18 protein-coding genes are annotated in these 17406 nt (G+C 72.9%); 4 read left to right on the top strand and 14 right to left on the bottom strand.

The genetic code is table 11. The features are described from left to right. Positions 1-39 precede the first annotated feature (39 nt). From ACS5PV_RS04635 to ACS5PV_RS04620, 4 genes are all read right to left on the bottom strand, one after another. Positions 40-360 (bottom strand): AzlD family protein, encoded by a 321-nt coding sequence (locus tag ACS5PV_RS04635; RefSeq protein ID WP_455394194.1) that lies wholly within the window; start codon positions 358-360, stop codon positions 40-42. Next, a complete protein-coding gene (locus ACS5PV_RS04630; RefSeq protein WP_455394193.1) occupies positions 357-1073 on the bottom strand; it encodes an AzlC family ABC transporter permease in 717 nt (238 codons plus the stop codon). Before ACS5PV_RS04630 ends, ACS5PV_RS04635 begins: the two co-directional genes overlap by 4 nt. Positions 1074-1258: 185 nt before the next feature. Beyond that, a complete protein-coding gene (locus ACS5PV_RS04625) occupies positions 1259-2245 on the bottom strand; it encodes a PAS domain-containing protein (RefSeq protein WP_455394192.1) in 987 nt (328 codons plus the stop codon). Next, positions 2235-2978, bottom strand: coding sequence for a Crp/Fnr family transcriptional regulator (locus tag ACS5PV_RS04620; RefSeq protein WP_455394191.1), 744 nt, complete (start codon positions 2976-2978; stop codon positions 2235-2237). The genes ACS5PV_RS04625 and ACS5PV_RS04620 overlap by 11 nt, the downstream gene beginning before the upstream one ends. 616 nt (positions 2979-3594) lie before the next feature. Here ACS5PV_RS04620 and ACS5PV_RS04615 point away from each other — a divergent pair. Next, positions 3595-3870, top strand: a complete 276-nt coding sequence (locus ACS5PV_RS04615; RefSeq protein ID WP_455394190.1) for a hypothetical protein — start codon at positions 3595-3597, stop codon at positions 3868-3870. A gap of 260 nt (positions 3871-4130) precedes the next feature. Here the strand turns inward: ACS5PV_RS04615 and ACS5PV_RS04610 are convergent, their stop codons facing one another. The 4 genes from ACS5PV_RS04610 to ACS5PV_RS04595 all read right to left on the bottom strand — a co-directional run bounded on the left by ACS5PV_RS04610 (position 4131) and on the right by ACS5PV_RS04595 (position 5862). Continuing rightward, the gene (locus tag ACS5PV_RS04610) at positions 4131-4391 is read right to left on the bottom strand and encodes a hypothetical protein (protein WP_455394189.1); all 261 of its coding nucleotides are present in this window, start codon (positions 4389-4391) and stop codon (positions 4131-4133) included. A 101-nt stretch (positions 4392-4492) separates the two neighbouring features. Further along, entirely contained in the window at positions 4493-5173 is a 681-nt protein-coding gene (locus ACS5PV_RS04605; RefSeq protein ID WP_455394188.1) for a hypothetical protein, read from the bottom strand. After that, positions 5170-5544 (bottom strand): hypothetical protein, encoded by a 375-nt coding sequence (locus ACS5PV_RS04600; RefSeq protein ID WP_455394187.1) that lies wholly within the window; start codon positions 5542-5544, stop codon positions 5170-5172. The genes ACS5PV_RS04605 and ACS5PV_RS04600 overlap by 4 nt, the downstream gene beginning before the upstream one ends. Before the next feature lie 114 nt (positions 5545-5658). Then, entirely contained in the window at positions 5659-5862 is a 204-nt protein-coding gene (locus tag ACS5PV_RS04595; RefSeq protein ID WP_455394186.1) for a hypothetical protein, read from the bottom strand. 270 nt (positions 5863-6132) lie between these two features. Between ACS5PV_RS04595 and ACS5PV_RS04590 the strand changes: the two genes are divergently transcribed. After that, a complete protein-coding gene (locus ACS5PV_RS04590; protein ID WP_455394185.1) occupies positions 6133-8976 on the top strand; it encodes a phosphoenolpyruvate carboxylase in 2844 nt (947 codons plus the stop codon). Between the two features lie 40 nt (positions 8977-9016). Here ACS5PV_RS04590 and ACS5PV_RS04585 read toward each other — a convergent pair whose 3' ends face one another. Together ACS5PV_RS04585 and ACS5PV_RS04580 are read right to left on the bottom strand one after the other, a co-directional pair. After that, complete coding sequence (locus tag ACS5PV_RS04585; protein WP_455394184.1) at positions 9017-10210, bottom strand: thermonuclease family protein; 1194 nt, start codon at positions 10208-10210, stop codon at positions 9017-9019. 121 nt (positions 10211-10331) lie between these two features. Beyond that, a complete protein-coding gene (locus ACS5PV_RS04580; RefSeq protein WP_455394183.1) occupies positions 10332-11129 on the bottom strand; it encodes a hypothetical protein in 798 nt (265 codons plus the stop codon). Between the two features lie 387 nt (positions 11130-11516). On the opposite strand from ACS5PV_RS04580, the gene ACS5PV_RS04575 reads away from it, so the two are divergent. Then, positions 11517-12443, top strand: coding sequence for a lipid kinase (locus tag ACS5PV_RS04575; RefSeq protein WP_455394182.1), 927 nt, complete (start codon positions 11517-11519; stop codon positions 12441-12443). A gap of 12 nt (positions 12444-12455) precedes the next feature. Then, complete coding sequence (locus tag ACS5PV_RS04570; RefSeq protein WP_455394181.1) at positions 12456-13196, top strand: TerC family protein; 741 nt, start codon at positions 12456-12458, stop codon at positions 13194-13196. A gap of 428 nt (positions 13197-13624) precedes the next feature. Here the strand turns inward: ACS5PV_RS04570 and ACS5PV_RS04565 are convergent, their stop codons facing one another. The 4 genes from ACS5PV_RS04565 to hemE all read right to left on the bottom strand — a co-directional run bounded on the left by ACS5PV_RS04565 (position 13625) and on the right by hemE (position 17027). Further along, positions 13625-14380: an acid phosphatase gene (locus ACS5PV_RS04565; protein WP_455394180.1), complete on the bottom strand. Its 756-nt coding sequence runs from the start codon at positions 14378-14380 to the stop codon at positions 13625-13627. Position 14381: 1 nt separating this feature from the next. Beyond that, positions 14382-15245, bottom strand: a complete 864-nt coding sequence (locus ACS5PV_RS04560) for an alpha/beta fold hydrolase (RefSeq protein WP_455394455.1) — start codon at positions 15243-15245, stop codon at positions 14382-14384. Positions 15246-15264: 19 nt separating this feature from the next. Beyond that, positions 15265-15687: a protoporphyrinogen oxidase HemJ gene (hemJ, locus tag ACS5PV_RS04555; RefSeq protein ID WP_455394179.1), complete on the bottom strand. Its 423-nt coding sequence runs from the start codon at positions 15685-15687 to the stop codon at positions 15265-15267. A 251-nt stretch (positions 15688-15938) separates the two neighbouring features. After that, on the bottom strand, positions 15939-17027 hold the full coding sequence (gene hemE / locus ACS5PV_RS04550; RefSeq protein ID WP_455394178.1) for a uroporphyrinogen decarboxylase: 1089 nt from the start codon (positions 17025-17027) through the stop codon (positions 15939-15941). Positions 17028-17406: the final 379 nt, after the last annotated feature.

Below are 17406 nucleotides of genomic sequence, written 5' to 3'. Positions count from 1 at the left end.
CGAGCCGTTTCGGTCGCGAACGGCTTGCGCCGGCCGCGCCTACAACCCCACCGCCCGCCCGGCCGCCACCACGCCCAACCCCGCCAGCACCGCCGCCAGCTCGAACCGGGTCAGCGCCATCACGCCCGCGGCGGTGACGAGGCCGAGGAGCCCCGGCAGGCCGGCGGAGAGGCCGGTGGGGAGCGCGGTCGCCACCACGATCGATCCCGGCAGGGCGCGCAAGCCCCGCTCGACCCGCGGGGTGAGGCGCACCCGGCTCATCAGCACCACGCCCGAGGCGCGGCAGAGATAGGTGACGAGGGCGAGCGCCAGGATGGCGATCCAGGGGCCGGCGGGGCCGGCGAGGAGCGCATCGATCATCGCGCCGCCCCGTCATCGACGAGGAGGCCGGCGACGAGACCCGCGGCAGCGCCGGCCGCGATGAAGGCGTAGCCCGGCACCAGCCGCTGCACCACGAGCGCGACGAGGCCGGAGGCGAGCCAGGGCAGGGCCGGCCGCACCCCGCGCCAGAGCGGCGCCAGCATCGCGGCGAAGAACACCGGCAGGATCATGTCGAGGGCGTAGGCCCGGGGCTGGGTCACCAGGGCGCCGGCGAGGTGACCGGCCGCCGTCGAGGCGATCCACAGCGGCCACAGGCCGATGCCGGCGCCGAACAGCACCCCGAGGTCGCGCCCGCCCTCCGATCGGTGGCGCACGCCGATGAGCCAGCTCGCATCGACGAGCACGAACAGCGTGACGGCCGTGCGCCAGAGCGGCGTGCCGCGCATCCAGGGCTGGATCGTCGCGCCCATCAGGATCATGCGGGCGTTGATGAGACCCGTCACCGTCATGGCGGCCAAGAGCGCGCTCACCGTCCAGGGCTGGCCCCAGACCTCCAGCGTCACCATCTGGGCCGAGCCGGCATAGACCAGGGCGCTGGCGCCGACCGCCTCCGCCAGGCTCAAGCCGCGCTGGGCCGCCGCGGCCCCGAAGGCGGCGCCGAACACCGCGATGCTGGGCCAGAGCGGCAGGCTGAGGCGGATGCCCGTGAGGATGCCGGCCCGGGTGAACGGCGCGGCGGACGCGTGGGACATGAGGGGCGCGAGAGAGCGTGGCGGCAGCGGGAGCCCTGTTCTGTCGCGCACCGGCCCGGCGGGCGTCAATCCGCGGTTGCGCCTGCCTGGGTTGCGGGGGCCGCGCCCGCAACTGGGCCGGTCAAGGTTGACGAAACCTCACCGCGGCGCATCACCTCTGCGTTTCCACGTGAAACAGCCGTGCCTCACGACGGCAGCGGCAGCACGATGACGACCTGACGCTCGCGGCCGGTCTCGGTGATGGTGGTGACGGCGCGCAGGTCGTAGGCGAGCATCCGCTCCAGCATCTCGCCGCGCAGGGTCCCGCCGCCGCTGCCCGCCACCGCGCCGGGCCGCGCGCGCTCGCGCCAGATCAGGGCGAGGTGGGTCGGCGTCGTGGTCCAGGTCGCGGCGATCCGGTCGTGGCCGTCGAGCACCGCGCCCAGCACCAGCTCATGCAGGGCGAGCCCGAGCTTCTCGGCCACCTCGACCGGCAGCCGCACCGGCGGGCCGGAGAGTTCGCTCGGCTCCGGCAGGGCGTGGGCCGACAATTCGTCCCGGATCAGCACCTCCAGGGCGACGCCGCTCAACGGCTCGCGCGAGACCTCGGCCTGGATGCGGGCCATGGCGGCGAGGCGATCGTCGACGTAGGACACGACGTCGTCGGCCGTGACCGCCGTATCGGCGATGCGGCGCACGATCCCGCGCGTCACCGCGAGATTGTTGCGGCCCTGGCGCTGCAATTCGTGGATCAGGCGCGCCTGCGTCTCGCGCATCAGGTACAGGGCGTGGATCTCGGTCGACGTGCCGAACCACGCGAGCGGCCGGCCGTCGCCGTCGTGCCGGGGCGTGGCCCGGGTCGAGAACCACAGGTGGTCATCCCCGGTCCCGTCCGCAGCGTGGCGGCGCAGGCGGTGCTCGATCGCCAGGTGGCCGGACCGGGACGCCGCCTGCCAGGCCTGGAGCGTGCGCTCGCGGTCCTCCGGATGGACGGCGTCGAGCCAGCCGTAGCCGTTGCTGCGGCCGGGGCCCTGCCCGGTGAAGGCGGCCCATTGCGGGCTCGCCCAGACCCAGTCGCCGTGCGGGTTCGACTGCCAGACGAGGTGGGGGATGCTCTCGACCATCCGGCGGAAGTCGGGCTCCTCCGCGCTCTCCTGTGCGTCGTCCCGCCCGGCGGTCGCCTCACGCCTCATTGGAATCGAGGTGCCGTCCCTCGCGGCCCAGATGGAGGTAGTTCGGGTTGAACTGGACTGCCCGTTGCAGCGCCTCGAGCCGGTGGATGGTGAGTTCGCGGCCGCGCAGGGATATCAGCCCGACGCTGCGCAGTTCCTGCAACGTGCGATTGACGTGCACCACCGACAGCCCGATCGTGTCGGCGATCTCGGCCTGGGTCAGGGGCAGCTCGCAGGTCGTGCCCTGGGTGAGGCCGACGGCGCGCAACCTGACATAGAGCTCGCAGAGCAGGTGACCGAGGCGCTCGAAGGCGGTGCGCTGGCCGATATTCACCGTCCATTCGCGCTGGATCGCCGCCGCCACCAGGGATTCCCAGGCCAGGGCCTGCGACAGCCGGGCGTGTCCCGCGGTGAGCTGGCGCATGGCCTCCGTGGGGATCTCGGCCAGGGTGACGGCGGTGACGGTGCCGATCGAGTGGTCCATCTCGCCCAGCACCGAGACGTTGTGGTCGCACAGGTCGCCCGGCAGCAGGTAGGCGATGATCTGGCGGCGACCATCCTCGAGGGTCTTGTAGCGGCAGGCCCAGCCGTCGAGGATCAGGTTCACGCCCTGCGGCAGGTCGCCCTCGTGGACGATGTCGTCCCGCGAGCGGATGCGGCGCGTGCGCTGGCGCGACGCCTGGTCGAGCGCGAGCTTGTCGTCGGAGGACAAGCTCGTGAAGTGCTCAAGCTTGCGAATGAGAAATTCGGCCAAAGCGCCCCACCACACCACATGAGGATTGCACTAACACATATATGTTCACAATCTGATAACAAAAGTTAATCCTGGCCCTTTGATTTAACTGTTTTCAACCAATTGATATCGGTCGTCACCAATTGTCGTTCGCGGCTACACCGAATGGAGTTGGATTGAGGCCGCGTCCGGCACCCGCCCGGACCGCGACGAGACCGGGCCCTGGGCGAGTGCGCGGGGTGTTGCGGTGCCACAACATCGCGGTCGGAAGTGGAAGCTCGGCCACAGTACGGGGATTGTGATCCGCGGCCGGATGGGCAGTTTTGGCGGCGAGGGCGGCTCCTGGAACGCGAGGCTGCGATGATGTCACGGGCGATGCACGATCGACCCGGCGGGCCAGTTCCCGCCATCCCGGCCCCGGCCCGAGGGGACGGTAATGCAGGCCGCACGGCCGCGTCCCTAGCCGCGTTCCTGTCCCCCGGCCTGCACGCCGCGTTCGACGGCTGCCTGGCCGAGGCGCTGCCGGCGGATCTCGCCGACCTCCTGAGGCGGCTCGACCGTCCCGGAGGCGCACGCAAGCCGGACGCCGCGCGCGGCTGCCGCACACCCGATTCCTTCCAGCGTTCGTAGAGTCACCATGAGCGAAATCGCCGCCGAAACCACCCGCATCGTCGCCTTTCCGCAGGCCGTGGCCGCGGCCCCCGTCGACGAGAACACCGCCTCGATGATCGAGGTGCTCCAGGAGCAGCTGCGCCTGGCCCGCGAGGGCAAGCTGCGCTCCGTCGCCGTGGTGTCGGTCTCCTCCGACGGCGGGGCGATCGGCACGCAATGGTCCTGCACCCACGGCGACATCAGCAGCCTGATCGGCAAGCTGACGGTGCTGACCCACGACATGATGGCCGCCCGCAAGTGAGCGGCCTTGGACGGTGAGCGGCTGCCGCGTCGCCGCGGGCGGTCGCCGTGGTCGTCACCGGTCCGGTGGCGACGAGAGGTAGCGGGTCGGACGATCGTTTTTCCATCCCGCGCCCGTTCCGAGCCCGGAAAGGGCGCGTGAGAGACGTGGAGCTGTTTGCTCCGCGGGCACGGCCATGTGTTCCTGTCCTGTCGGGGACCGTGCGTGCAACTCCGGCGAGCGAGCCGCAAAGACGAAAGCCGCGACGATCCGGCCCCGCGTCAGCCGCGGCTGAGCCTCCGGGCGTTGGCCCGGACCTTGCGGCGATAATCCCGCACCACCCGCTCGGCCGTGCCGCCGGTAGCGATCGTCATCGCGGCCTCCGCCGCGGCTTCCAGCTTCTCCGTCACCATGCGCTGCGCCTCGACCTGCGCCGCCGCGCCGCCGAGCGAGAGCTTGGCCAGCCGCAGGGCGACGACCGTCTGGGCCTCGAGGCCGAGGCGAACGGTGTCGAAGCCGAGGCGCAGCCAGGAATCGTACATCGCGTGACGTCTCCGAGATCGGGTCGTTGAGAGGAGGAATCGGCCGCCCGCGGACGAACGCCGCGACGGCCGGGGTGTTTCCGCGGGGAAATCGGGAAAGCTCAGGGAATCGCGCCCTGCGGCAGCATCAGGCCGCCGGGCGTGCGCGAGGGCGCGCCCTCCGGTGCCGCCGCCTTCTCGCGCTTCGGCTTTGCCGCCCGTTTCGGGGCCGGCTTCGGCGCATCGGCCGCCGGCTCGGCCCCCTCGGCCTGGGCGCCCTCCGTCGTCGGGGCGTCCGGCTTCGGCTCGGCCTTCTTCGGGGTCCCTTTGCGGGCAGTGGGGACGGGCTTTTGCGCCTTCGGTTCCGCCACCTTCGGGGCGTCGCCGCAGGCCTGGAACGCGAGCTCGGCCAGGACCTGGCCGCCGTCGTCGGCGACGATGCGCAGGGTCGGCGGCAGGGAATCGGGGCTGCCGGCCCACTGGATCGTGGCGCCGTTCTGCGCCTCCAGGGCGGCCGGCGACGGCCCGCGGCGCAGGCCCGACAAATCGGGGCCGTAGGCCGTGGCGAGCTTGTTGCGGATCACCACCTGCAGCACCTGCACGGTCTCGGGCGAGAGCGGGCGGAGCGGGTTGCTCCAGGTCATGGTGCCCTGGCGGGTGACGAACAGGCGAAACCCCTTGGCGCCCGCGAACTCGGCCGCCTGCGGTGCCGGGCAGGCCGGGGCCGCGTCGCCGGGGGCGGCATGAGCGGGGACGGCCGAGAGGGCGGCCAGAAGGACGGCCTGCACCGCGGCACGCTTCACCGGGATTCTCCGTCGCGCTTGGGAGGATGGAACCTCGGGAGGTCGAACGCTCGGTCGCCGGGCTCGGGCAGGCCGGGCTCCGCCGGGTCGTGGTCGATGGTCATGCCGCCCCTCGGGCGGAGCCTCGGCGCGTCGGGGGCCTCGAGCCGCTCGGGGCGGGCGCGCGGCGGCGCCGGCCGGTGCGCCGCCTCTTCGAGCAGGCCGGCGAGGTCCTCGTCGAAATCACGGAACAGCTCGTCACCCCGGTCCTCAAGCTCCTGCTCGCGCGGGAGCCGCAGGGACGGACGCCGGCCGCGGCCATGTGCGAACAGAAGCACCAGGCCGACGAACACCAGGGCTGCCACGGCAGCCAGAATCACGATCATCTCCATCGTGATGCCAGCCTTAGAGCATTTCCGGCGACCTGTCCGGTCGCATGAAGACGGTCGCGCATGCAATCGCGCATGCAGGAACGGCGTTCGCCCGCGGCCTCCGGTCCGGCCGCGTCAGGCCGGGAGGTAGCCTGCCTCGCGCAGGCCCGCCTCGATGGCGACGAGCAGGGCGCCGTCCGCCGGCGGCGTCCCGGACTCGTCCTCGTCCTCGGCCTCGCGGATCGTCCGCACCGGGGCGCGCTCCCCGATCAGCCCGGCGGGCAGGGCGGTTCCGACGAGGGTGGTGGCCGCATTCAAGGCAGCTCCGATCGACATCATGGCGCGTTGCTCCGCGAGTCGGCATCTTCGGGGCGGTCAGCATGGGGCGTTAAGGAGATCTTAACCATCGCAAGGGCGCCGCCGTGAGCGATTCGGCCCCGGGCTGTGTCCTGGCGGCCGCAGGGTCCGCGCGGCGCGCCGGCCGGTGGCGCCCGCGCCGGTGCGCCGCCTATATCCGCTGCGGAACGCTCCTTGCGTCGGGGCATCCAGGCGCGAGCCCGCGCGCCGCGCGATCCGGACGGTGATCCGGCCACAGGACGAAGCGACCCGATGGACAGGCTTCAAGGCTCCGACCGCCACGGCTCCGACATCCGCTCCGCCGCGACCCTCGAGGCGGACCTCATCGGGCTGGTCGAGGAGGCGCGCCACCAGGCGAGCCAGGACCCGTTCCGCAACCCCGTCCTCACCGTGGCGCTGGCGATCAGCCGCCTGTTCGACCGGGACGAGATCGGCGAGGACGATCTCGCCGGCCTATTCGTGCGCCTGCGCGCCCAGGCGCTGGAGGCCCGGGCGGCGCGGCTGCGGGCCTATCTCGGCCTCGGCTCCGAGCCGGACTCGGCCGCCGCGACCGAGGCGGTGGCGGCCGCCGCCCTCGGCGATCCGGAGATGAGCTTCGAGACCGCCCGCACCCGGGTCGAACGCACGCGATTCGCCGCCGTGTTCACCGCCCACCCGACCTTCGGGATGCCGAAGGCGGTGGCGGCCCTCCTGGCCGAGGCCGCCTCCGAGCCCGATCCGGCGGCGCGCCGCGCCCCGATCGAGCAGGCCGCCGCGCTCTCGGCCCGGGCCGACCCGGTGATCACCCTCAACGACGAGTTCGATCAGGCCCGGCACGCGGTTCAGCACGGCCGCGCCGCCCTCGATCGCCTCAACGAGGCCCTGCTGCGCGCCGCCCGCGAGCGCTGGCCGGAGAGCTGGAGCGAACTCGTCCCGAAGCCCGTCGTCATCGCCTCTTGGGTCGGCTGCGACACCGACGGGCGCACCGATATCGGCTGGTGGGACACCCTGCGCTACCGGCTCGAATCGAAGCGCACCCAGTTCGACCGGGTGCTGGCGCAGCTGCCCGACGATCCCGCGGCGGAGCCGGCGCGGCGCCTCGCCGAGGACGCGCGGGCGGCCGTCCTGCGCCAGCTCGCAGTGGCGCCGAAGCTCGGCGAGCAGCCGGCGCTGGAGGCGGTGCACCGCTTCGCGCTCGCCCTCATCATCGAGCGCGACCGGGCCCAGACCGAGGCCGGGCCGCTGCTGGCCCTCCTCGACCGGGCGGTGCGGGAGGCCGCCGACGACGAGGCGCGCCTCAAGCTCTGCGGCTTGCGGGCCGGCGTCGCCGCGCACGGGCTCCAGAACGGCCTGCCGCATTTCCGGCTCAACGCCAGCCAGGTCCACAACGCCGTGCGCCGGGCGCTCGACCAGGACGGCGACCCGACCGATCCGGCCCAGCGCCGCTCCCACCTCGCCTCGATCAACGCGCTCCTCGACGCGGTCGCGGCGGTGCCGGTGGATTTCGGGGCGCTCGCCGCCGAGCGGGCCTCGGCGGCGCGCCTGATGATGACGATCGCCCAGATCCTCAAGCACGTCGACGGCACCCACCCGGTCCGCTTCCTGATCGCCGAGACCGAGACCGGCTACACGCTACTGGCCGCGCTCTGGCTCGCCCAGCATTTCGGCATCGGCGACAAGGTCGAGATCACGCCCCTGTTCGAGACGGCGTCCGCGCTCGAGCAGGGCGTGCACGTGATCGAGGATGCGCTGCGCTCCCCCCACTGGCGCGCCTACCTCAAGCGCACCGGGCGCCTCGTCGTGCAGTTCGGCTACTCGGATTCGGGCCGCTACGTCGGCCAGCTCGCCGCCACCTTCTGGATCGAGCGCCTGCGCTTCCGCATCACCGAGCTGATGGCGGCGCACGACCTCACCGACATCGAGCTCGTGATCTTCGATACCCATGGCGAGTCGATCGGCCGGGGCGCGCACCCGACGAGCCTCGCCGACCGTCTGGCCTACCTCGCCCCCGACCACGCGCGGCGGCGCAACCGCGAGGCCGGGATCCGCACCAGCCTCGAATCGAGCTTCCAGGGCAGCGACGGCTACCTGATGTTCGGTACGAAGGCCCTGGCCGAGGCGACGGTCGCGCGCATCGGCGAGCACATCTACAGCCGGCTCCAGCCCGCCCCCGACCCGATATATGCGGAGGCCGATTTCGCCACCGAGTTCTTCACCGGCGTGCGCCAGGACATGGAGACCTTGGTCAACGATCCCGGCTACGCGGCGTTGCTCGGCACCTTCGGGCCGAACCTGATCGACCGCACCGGCTCGCGCCCGGTGGCGCGGCAATCCGACGGCGGCGGGCCCGTCGCCATCACCCATCCGCGCCAGATGCGGGCGATCCCCAACAACGCGATCCTCCAGCAGCTCGGCTTCCTGGCCAATTCCCTGCACGGCGTCGGTCGGGCGGCGGGTCGCGCCCCGGACCTGTTCGTCGAGATGCGCGAGCGCTCCGAGCGCTTCGCCCGCGCCTTCCGGCTGGTGCAGGAGGCGACCGCCGTCGGCGACCTCGACGTCCTGCGCGCCTACATCGATACGCTCGACCCCTCGATGTGGCTGGAGCGGGCGCGGCGCGCGACGCGGGACGGGCGGCGGGAAGAGATCGTCGCGGTCGCCGCCGCCCTCGACCGGCTCAACCTCGCGCCCCACCTGCGCCGCCTGTTCGGCCGGCTGACGCAGGACCACCTGATGCTGCACATGGTCGCCCCCGACCTGCCCGGAATGACGCCGCGGCTGGCGCTCCTGCACGCGCTGCGCCTGGCGCTGATCCACCGGATCTGGTTCCTGGCGGTGCACATCCCGGGCTTCCGGCCGCAGAACGGCATCACCCGCGAGGCGCTGATCGAGCGCATCCTGCGCCTCGACGTCGAGAGCTGCCTGAAACTCCTCGACGACATCTTCCCGGTCACGCCCGACCCGACGCTCGGCCTCAATTTCGGCGAGCCGGCGGGGCCGCGCGGGGTCGGGACCTACGAGGCCGAGCACCGCACCCTGTTCGCCCCGATCCGCCGCCTGTTCGTCCTCGTGCGCGAGATCAGCGGCATGATCCAGCACGAGGTGGGGGCGTTCGGGTGACGGCGCGGGCGGCGGGATCGGTCCGCCGAGCCCGAGATCTTCAGGGCCTCGCCCAGATCCCGAGCTTGCCGGTCCGCGCGTGGCGCTCGGCCTCGACGAGGTCCGGCGTCGCCTCGGGCGTGGCGCGGCCGCCGCCGTTGTAGAGCACCACCTCGGAGAGGTCGTGCCCGTCGACGGTGCAGATCCAGGCGGTCTTCGCCGGGCTCGGCTGGCAGTTCACCGGGCGGCCGCCGAGATAGCCCGTGAGGTCGCTCGCCTGCGCCCCCCGGGCCGCCTCGACGCCGTAGAGGCGCAGGGTCCGGCCGCCGAGCCGCAGAGTCGCGGTGTCGAGCACCTCGGCGACGCCGGCGACCGGGCCGGGCGCGTCCGGCACCAGGGCCCCGGTCTCGACCGGCTCGCGCTTCGCTTCCTGTCCCTTCGACTCCTGGACTTTCGAATCTTGGGCTTTCGCTTCCTGGCCCTTCGACGCCGCCGCGGCCGGCGCGAGCTTCGCCTCGGCGGTTCTCCTCTCGGCCGGCTTCGTCTCGGCGGGTCTGGCTTCGAATGCGGGCGCATCGGCCGCCCGGCTCCGGCCGGCCCCTTGCCCAACCGCTTGTCCGGCCCCTGGCGCGGGGGCTTGGGCGACCGCGGCCTCGCGCGCCGGCTCGTCGCCGCCGCGGAGCAGGACGTAGGCGACGCCCAGCACCGCGAGCCCGCCGACGACCGCGTAGATCGGGCGGCGGGACGGCCCGTGGCCGGGCAAGGGCTGCGGCCGGGCGAGGCCGGGCTTCAGCCCCTCGCCGGGCGGGACCGGCGGAATCACGATGTGTGCGGCGGCTCGGGCTTCCGGCTCCCGCTCCGGCCGGCGCAGGCGCGCGGCGAGCCCGTCGAGGGTGTCGCGCAGGCGCGAGGGGCGGGCGGGCGGTACGGGCGCCGCGGCGGGCTTCACCACGATCCAGTCCCGCGGTGCGTCGCCCGCCGGCGGGGCCGGGGCGGCGGCGGCCAAGAACATCGTCGGATGCTGGCGGCGCAATTCGTCGACGAGGTCGCCGAGCGTCAGGGGCAGGGTCTCGCCGGCGACGCTGCGGCTGCGCGGGTGCCCGTCCCGGTCGACGACCTGGTAGCCCGGCGGCGCGTCGGAGGGGCGGATCGCGGATTCCGCCAGCAGCTCGAGGGTGCGACGGGCCACCGCGACGGGGCGCTGCCGGTCGATCTCGGCCCGGATCAGCGCCTGCAACTGCTCACGCGAGGTCATGTCCGCATCGTGTCCCATCGCCCCCGGCCGCGGGGTCTGCCCGGGCCGCCCGCCCCGTGGCGGGCGGCCTCCGTCTTCATCTAGGTCCTCACGGGCGCCCTGTCACAGGGCGGTCCTGCGTTCAGCGGCTCGCCACCGCGTCGCGGCGCACCACCCGGCTGTTCTCCGCGATGATGACGGGGCGCGCACCGGCCAGGCTCACCGCCAGTTCCAGGTCGACGGTGCCCTGGGAGCGCACGCCGCGATCGGGGCTGGCGGCCGAGAAATCGACCGTGGCGCGGACCTGGCACACGGCGAGCCCGGCATTGCAGGCGGTGCGCAGGGAATCCGGCCGCGGGCGGTAGCGCCGCTCGGGCCAGCGCTGCACGAAGCGGCGCTTCTCGGACATCAGGCTGGCGACGCTCATCGTCCGGCCGTGGAAGACGACCTGGCTGCCGTAGAAGCCCGGTGCCGCCGCGAGCGTCGCGCCGTTCGACCCCGAGATCGACGCCAGGTAGTCGCGGGCGAGGCGCTGCGAGGCCACCGCCCAGTCGCGCATCTGCCCGTCCGAGACGGTGACCGGGGCGGGAGCGGGAATCTGGACCGGCAGCGGGCGCTCGGTCCGGGCGATCCGCGCCGCGCGGCGGGCCTCCGTCGCGGCATGGATCCCGCTGCGGGCCGGCCTCTGGGCCTCCTCGGCGACCCGGCGCGGGGCGTGAGCCTTCGGCGCCTCGGCCCGGGGAGCGGGAGCGATCTTGGGCGCGGGCGACGCGGGAGCCGGCGCCGGGGCGGGGCTCGCGGCGGCGGGGGCCTGATTGGCCCGGCCGGGCGGATCGACCCAGCCCTGCGCCAGGGCCGCCGGGGACAGGAGGACGGTCAGGCCGAGGCCGACGAGGGCGGCCGACGGACGGGAGGGCGTGAGCCGGAGGGAACGGAGCATGGGGGCGGCACCCGGGGGAGGAGCACGAGCGGGCAGGGATTGCAGAGAGGGGAACGTCCGTCGCTGCGGTTACGGTTCCATTGCGTCTCCCGCGCACTCCCCAATACCCACGCTCCACACACCCTCACACGGTATCGGGGACTGCCGCCAGGGCCGTTCTCGCGCCGCGGAACCCTTGCCGGACCCTTGCCGGACCCTTGCCAAGCGCGGCCGCGACCCCACCTCAGAGTCTCCCCGGGTCCGGGCCCCTCTGGCGGTTCGAGGCGTCGACCGCGATGTCGGACCCCTTCTCTGCCTTTGTGCTGACGCGGCACGATCGCACTGGAGGGACCGCAGCCTTGCGCGTCATTCCCATTCCGTTCCTCATCGTCCGTGCCGGAGGCGCCGATGTCCGGCGCTGAGCCCGCGCGGCGGGCCCTGCTCGTCGTCAACAAGAAGGCCCGCAACGGCAGCCTCGACCTCGACGCCGTGAAGGGCGTGCTGCGCCGCGGCGGCATCGAGCCGGTGGAGCCGCCGCCGGACGAGACCGACTGCAAGGCCCTGATCCACGCCCATGCGAGCACCTGCGACATGGTGATCCTGGGCGGCGGCGACGGCACCCTCAACGCCGCCGCCCAGGCGCTGGCGGACGCGCACCTGCCCCTCGGCATCCTGCCGCTCGGCACCGCCAACGACCTCGCCCGCAGCCTCGGCCTGCCGGCCGACCCGATCGAGGCGGCGGAGGTGATCGCGACCGTGCCGGCCCGGCCGATCGACCTCGGCTGCGTCAACGGCCACTACTTCTTCAACGTCGCCAGCATCGGCTTCTCGGCCGATCTCGCCGGCGAGCTGACGGCGGACCTCAAGCGCCGCCTCGGCACGGTCGGCTACGGCGTCGCGGCGTTCCGGCTCCTGCGCCGGGCGCGGCCGTTCACGGTCTATATCGAGCACGACGGCACGGTGGAGACCGTGCGCACGATTCAGGTCTCGGTCGGCAACGGCCGCCACTACGGCGGCGGCATGACGGTGGAGGAGAACGCCACCGTCGATGACGGCCTGCTCAACTTCTACAGCCTGGAGGTCGCCCATTGGTGGCGGCTGCTCGCCCTGCTGCCGGCCCTGCGCCGGGGCACGCAGGGCAAGGCCGCCGACGTGCGCGCCTTCCAGACCACCGAGGTGATCCTGCGCACCAAGAAGCCGCGCCCGGTCAACACCGACGGCGAGCTGACGACCTACACCCCCGCCCACGTGCGGGTGCTGCCGCAGGCCGTCCAGGTCCACGCGCCCCCGGTCCACGCCCCGGACCCGACGGGCCGCCCCTCGATCTTCCCGTAAAGGATATCCCGCGTGGAATCCCTGCTTCAGCTCGCCGCCGACCCGACGGCCTGGGCCGCACTCGCGACCCTGGTCGTGATGGAGGTCGTGCTCGGCATCGACAACCTGATCTTCATCTCGATCATCACCAACAAGCTGCCGGTCGAGCAGCAGTCGCGCGCCCGGCGCATCGGCATCGGGCTCGCCCTGATCCTGCGCCTCGCGCTCCTCGGCACGGTCGCCTACATCGTCCACCTGACCCAGCCGGTGTTCGAGATCTTCGGCAAGGGCCTGTCCTGGCGCGACATGATCCTGATCGCCGGCGGCCTGTTCCTGCTGTGGAAGGCCACCAAGGAGATCCACCACAGCCTCGATCCCGACCCGGCGGAGAAGGCCGGCGGGGGCCCCACGCTCGGCTACGCCGCGGCGATCGGCCAGATCCTGCTCCTCGACCTGGTGTTCTCGATCGACAGCATCATCACGGCGGTCGGCATGACCGAGCACGTGCCGATCATGGTGATCGCGGTGGTGACGGCCGTGACGGTGATGCTGCTCGCCGCCGATCCCCTGTCGCGCTTCATCGCCGCCAACCCGACGGTGGTGATGCTGGCGCTGGGCTTCCTCATCATGATCGGCATGACGCTGATCGCGGAAGGCTTCGGGGCCCACGTGCCGAAGGGCTACGTCTACACCGCCATGGCCTTCTCGGCCGGCGTCGAGGTGCTCAACATCCTCGGCCGGCGGGCGAAGAAGGCGAAGCGCAAGGCGGCGTGACCGCGGTCGTATCGAGGCTCTGACGGCAGCGCCCGGTCGCGATGCGATCGGGCGCTGTTTTCGTATGCGGGCCCGCGTCGTCAGACGCGCCCGATGCTCAAGCCCGCCCCTTTCCCGGACGACTGGAACAAAGTGGAAGGAGATCCGGGATCCAGGAGAGAAGTGCCGCGAAGCGGCTCTGTCTCTTGCACCGTCGCAGACAGGCGGACGCTTCGCGAAGTCTAATTGCGGATCCCGGATCTCCTTCCGCTGGCGCTTCAGTCGTCCGGGAAAGGGCAGTGGCTTGCGAGAGGCGAACCATCTCTTCGGACCGAAGCAGCTTTCGACCGAACGTCGCCCCACTCCGGGTTAATCTGGAAACACATCCCGGCGCGTCATCCGCGACGACGCCGATGCGCCAGCCGTGCAACTCGGCGCTCCGCCTCGGGCTAAGGCGTAGATACCGCTGCCTCCCGCGCGCAGGCGGCCGGCTCGGGCGCCGGCCCGGCCGGCGCGTCGACGAGTTCCCCCCGGGCGCGGTCGAGATCGGCCCGGAAAGCGGGATCGCCGACGAGGGCGGCGAACAGGGCGCTGCCGGTCAGGCGCCCGGCCTCGACGTCGCTCGCCCAGTGCACCCCGCAGACGATCCGGCTCTCGCCGTAGATCCGGGCGCGGGCGAGGAGCCCCGCCGCGCGCTCCGGCATCAGGGCGGCGAGGACGAGGCCGAAGGTCCAGCCCTCGGTGGCGTGGCCGGAGGGGTAGGCGAAGCTCCGGTCCAGGGCCTCGCTGCGGTCGACGCAGAGTGCGGCGTCGTTGCCGAGATGCGGCCGGGGCCGGGCGAAGCGCGCCTTGGCGTCGCGGACCTGCACCACCACGTCGCGGCGGGCGCGGGCGAGGAGCCCGGCGAGGACCGGCAGGCGGCCGGGGTCGAGCCGGCGGCCGGCGGCGCAGGAAAAATCGTCGAGGAGCGCGCCGACGCCGGAGGGCACGTCGGACGTGGCGAGGTACCAGCGCGGCGAGCCGGCGAGCGCCCGGGTCGCCGCGTAGGTCGCGGCATCCGCGGCCTGCCCGGCGCTGCCGGGCTTCGGCGGCGGGGGCAGGATCGCGCCGGTGTCGAGGGCGCCGTCCTTCAGGTAGGGCTGCGCCGGCTCGGCGATGGCCGTGCCCGCGGCGAGCGCCAGGCAGAGGGCGAGACGCGTCCGCACCTCACGCCTCCGCCGCCAGGATCGCGGCGGCGACCGCCTCGGGGCATTCCTCGTGGGCGGCGAGCGCCCCCGGGATCGCGACCCGGTGCACGAGGCCGCTCTCGGCGAGCGCCGTCATCTCGGCGCCGGAGCGGCGCGGCGCGCCCTTCGGCTGCAGCATCGTCACCGGCGGCAGGCCGGGGCCGAACAGGGCGAAGAAATCCTCGCGGGTCCAGACCGGGTCGAGGCCGCCGGTGACGAAGGCGGCGGTGCCGAAGCGGGCCCGGGGCTGGTGGGTCACCCGCCGCTTCTCGGCGAGCAGCGCCGGGGTGACCCGGGCCGGATCGGCGTAGACGTGGGCCTGCATCATCCGCGACACGACCGGGGTGCTGACGTTGAGCCGGTAGATGAGGTTGCCGAGGAGCGGCGCCTCGATCGCGCGCCGCAGCCTGGCGAAGAGCGGCCGGCGCTCCTCGCCCATCGCGGTCGGCAGCGGCCCGCGCCAGGTCGGCGCCACCAGGACGAGGCGCGCGAAGGCGCCCGGATGCCGCGCCGCCGCGGCGACGAGGTAGCCGGCGGCGTGGCCGGCCGCGACCCCGAGGGCGTAGGGCCCGGGCGCCTGCGCCAGGAGGGCGTCGAGGAAGGCGTGCAGCGTGTCGGGGGCAAGCGCCACCCTCGCCCGCGGTTGCGCCCCGAAGCCCGGCCAGTCCGGCACCAGGCAGCGGTGGCGGGCGGACAACCGCGTCGCCAGGGGCCGCATCTCCTCGCGGGTGGCGATCGAGGACAGGGCCGGCAGCAGCAGGGCCGGCGGCCCCTCGCCGATCCGGTCGGCCGGCAGGCTCACCGAGCGCCCGGCCAGGGTGAGGGAGAGGGTCTGCGTCTCGATGCCCGCCATCACGTGTCCCTCAGAACGGCTTGACCACCACCAGGATCACGATGGCGATCATCAGGAGCGTCGGCACCTCGTTGAGCACCCGGTAGAATTTCGGGCTGCGGGTGTTGCGGTCGGCGGCGAAGTCCTTGACCATCCGCGACAGCCAGCCGTGAATGCCGCTCATCGCCAGCACCAGGGCGAATTTCGCGTGCAGCCAGCCCTCGGTGTAGGCGCCGCTCATCACGGCGAGCGCGATGCCGAAGATCCAGGTGGCGATCATCCCCGGCAGCATGATCGCCTTGGCGAGCCGCCGCTCCATCACCTTGAAGGTCTCAGCCGTCGGCGATCCCGCCGGCAAGGCGGCGTGGTAGACGAACAGCCGCGGCAGGTAGAGCATCGCCGCCATCCAGGCGATGAGCGAGATGATGTGGGCAGCCTTGATCCAGAGATACACGGTGGGGTGGTTCCTGCGGAGAAGTATTCGATCACGGTGTTCAGATCATCCCACCCTCGACCTCATCCTGAGGTGCCGAAGCGCAGCGGAGGCCTCGAAGGAGGGCTCCAGGGAGCGCGGAGGCTTCTGGAGGCCTCCTTCGAGGCTCGCTGGCGCTCGCACCTCAGGATGAGGTCGAGGGTAGGATGGATGCCCATCATGCGGTCCGTCCTGCGACGCGGGCTCTCGAGCCCGAACGGGACGAGCCCCCCTCACCCCCGCAGCCGCGCCAGCATCCGCTCGACATGCGCGATCGGCGTCTGCGGGGTTATGCCGTGGCCGAGGTTGAAGATGTGGGGCGTACCGGCGGTCGCCTCCCGGATCGCGTCCACCGCGGCGTCGAGGGCCGCGCCACCCTCGATCAGGGTCTCGGGGTGGAGGTTGCCCTGCGTGACCACCGAGGCCGGCAGGCGGGCGCGCAGGGCCTTGAGGTCCACCGCCCAGTCGACCCCGACCGCGTCGGCGCTGGTCTCCTGCGCCACCCGGGCGTGGCCGTCGAGCCCCGAGCCTCGGGCGAAGACGATGATCCTGGCGCCCGGCACCCGGGCGCGGATGCCCGCCACCATCCGGGCGATCGGCCCAAAGCTCCAGCGCGCCAGCGCGTCGCCGGCCTCGCCCGCCGGCACGTCCGGCAGGCTGCCGGCATGGCTCTCGAAGATCTGCACCGCGTCGGCGCCGGCCTCGAACTGGCGCACCAGGTACTCGGTCGAGACCGCGACCAGGCGGTCGATCAGGGCGTCGAGGAGCGCGGGGTCGCGGGCGGCGAGCGCCCGGGCCGGCGCCAGATCCGGCGTGCCGCGCCCGCCGATCATGTAGCTCGCCACGGTCCAGGGCGCGCCGCAGAAGCCGAGGAGCGTCGTCTCGGACGGCAGCTCGGCACGCAACCGCCCGACGGTCTCGAAGACGGGGCCCAAATGCCGCATCACCCGGGGATCGCCCGCCTCGATCAGCGCGTCGAAGTCCGGCCGGCCGGCGAGCGGGTCGAGGCGGGGCCCCTCCCCTTCGACGAAGCGCACGTCCTGGCCGAGCGCGTGGGGCACCACCAGGATGTCGGAAAAAAGGATCGCCGCCTCGAAGCCGAAGCGGCGGATCGGCTGGAGCGTGACCTCGGTGGCGAAGTCGGGGTTGTAGCAGAGGTCGAGGAAGGAGCCGGCCTCGGCCCGCACCGCCCGGTATTCCGGCAGGTAGCGCCCGGCCTGGCGCATCATCCAGGCCGGCGGCGGCGACAAGGCCTCGCCGTCCAGCACCCGCAGGATCGGGCGCTCTGCCCCCGTCCGTCCGGCTCCCGCGGTCCCGCCCATGCCCCAAGCCCCCCGAAAACCCGAAATGTCGAATCGTGCGCCACGTCGGCGGCCCGCTTCCCTATGCCGAGAACCGCGCGCTCGCGCCAGCCCGGCGCGTCGCCGCGACCCGCCGGCGAAGCCCATCCCCACCCAGGCCTCTGAAAAGAAAAGAGAGATTCTAGGAATCTGTTTTTTCTATTGGGGGCAGGCGTCGCGGGGCTCCAGCCCCGTCCACAGCCCGTCCCCACCGCCGGTGCGTTAAGAGGCCTTTAACAGATTTGCTCCATTGTCGGAGGATCACGAGAGTCACGAGGGGCTTGAGCCCCGCCGGACTCGACTCGGGCGCCCCGCGTCCCGGATTCTCCCACGGACGCTCCGCCACGAGTGTTAACGGCCG

The organism is Methylobacterium sp. Gmos1 (assembly GCF_053764715.1).
This window is presented reverse-complemented; position numbering and strand designations above follow the sequence as displayed.

Bases quoted from the DNA above. Each gene is read 5' to 3' on its own strand.
- ACS5PV_RS04580 (WP_455394183.1), bottom strand. From the start codon at position 11,129: ATGCTCCGTTCCCTCCGGCTCACGCCCTCCCGTCCGTCGGCCGCCCTC.
- ACS5PV_RS04630 (WP_455394193.1), bottom strand. From the start codon at position 1,073: ATGTCCCACGCGTCCGCCGCGCCGTTCACCCGGGCCGGCATCCTCACG.
- ACS5PV_RS04575 (WP_455394182.1), top strand. From the start codon at position 11,517: ATGTCCGGCGCTGAGCCCGCGCGGCGGGCCCTGCTCGTCGTCAACAAG.
- ACS5PV_RS04625 (WP_455394192.1), bottom strand. From the start codon at position 2,245: ATGAGGCGTGAGGCGACCGCCGGGCGGGACGACGCACAGGAGAGCGCG.
- ACS5PV_RS04615 (WP_455394190.1), top strand. From the start codon at position 3,595: ATGAGCGAAATCGCCGCCGAAACCACCCGCATCGTCGCCTTTCCGCAG.
- ACS5PV_RS04590 (WP_455394185.1), top strand. From the start codon at position 6,133: ATGGACAGGCTTCAAGGCTCCGACCGCCACGGCTCCGACATCCGCTCC.
- hemE (WP_455394178.1), bottom strand. From the start codon at position 17,027: ATGGGCGGGACCGCGGGAGCCGGACGGACGGGGGCAGAGCGCCCGATC.
- ACS5PV_RS04600 (WP_455394187.1), bottom strand. From the start codon at position 5,544: ATGGAGATGATCGTGATTCTGGCTGCCGTGGCAGCCCTGGTGTTCGTC.
- ACS5PV_RS04595 (WP_455394186.1), bottom strand. From the start codon at position 5,862: ATGATGTCGATCGGAGCTGCCTTGAATGCGGCCACCACCCTCGTCGGA.
- ACS5PV_RS04585 (WP_455394184.1), bottom strand. From the start codon at position 10,210: ATGACCTCGCGTGAGCAGTTGCAGGCGCTGATCCGGGCCGAGATCGAC.
- ACS5PV_RS04610 (WP_455394189.1), bottom strand. From the start codon at position 4,391: ATGTACGATTCCTGGCTGCGCCTCGGCTTCGACACCGTTCGCCTCGGC.
- ACS5PV_RS04635 (WP_455394194.1), bottom strand. From the start codon at position 360: ATGATCGATGCGCTCCTCGCCGGCCCCGCCGGCCCCTGGATCGCCATC.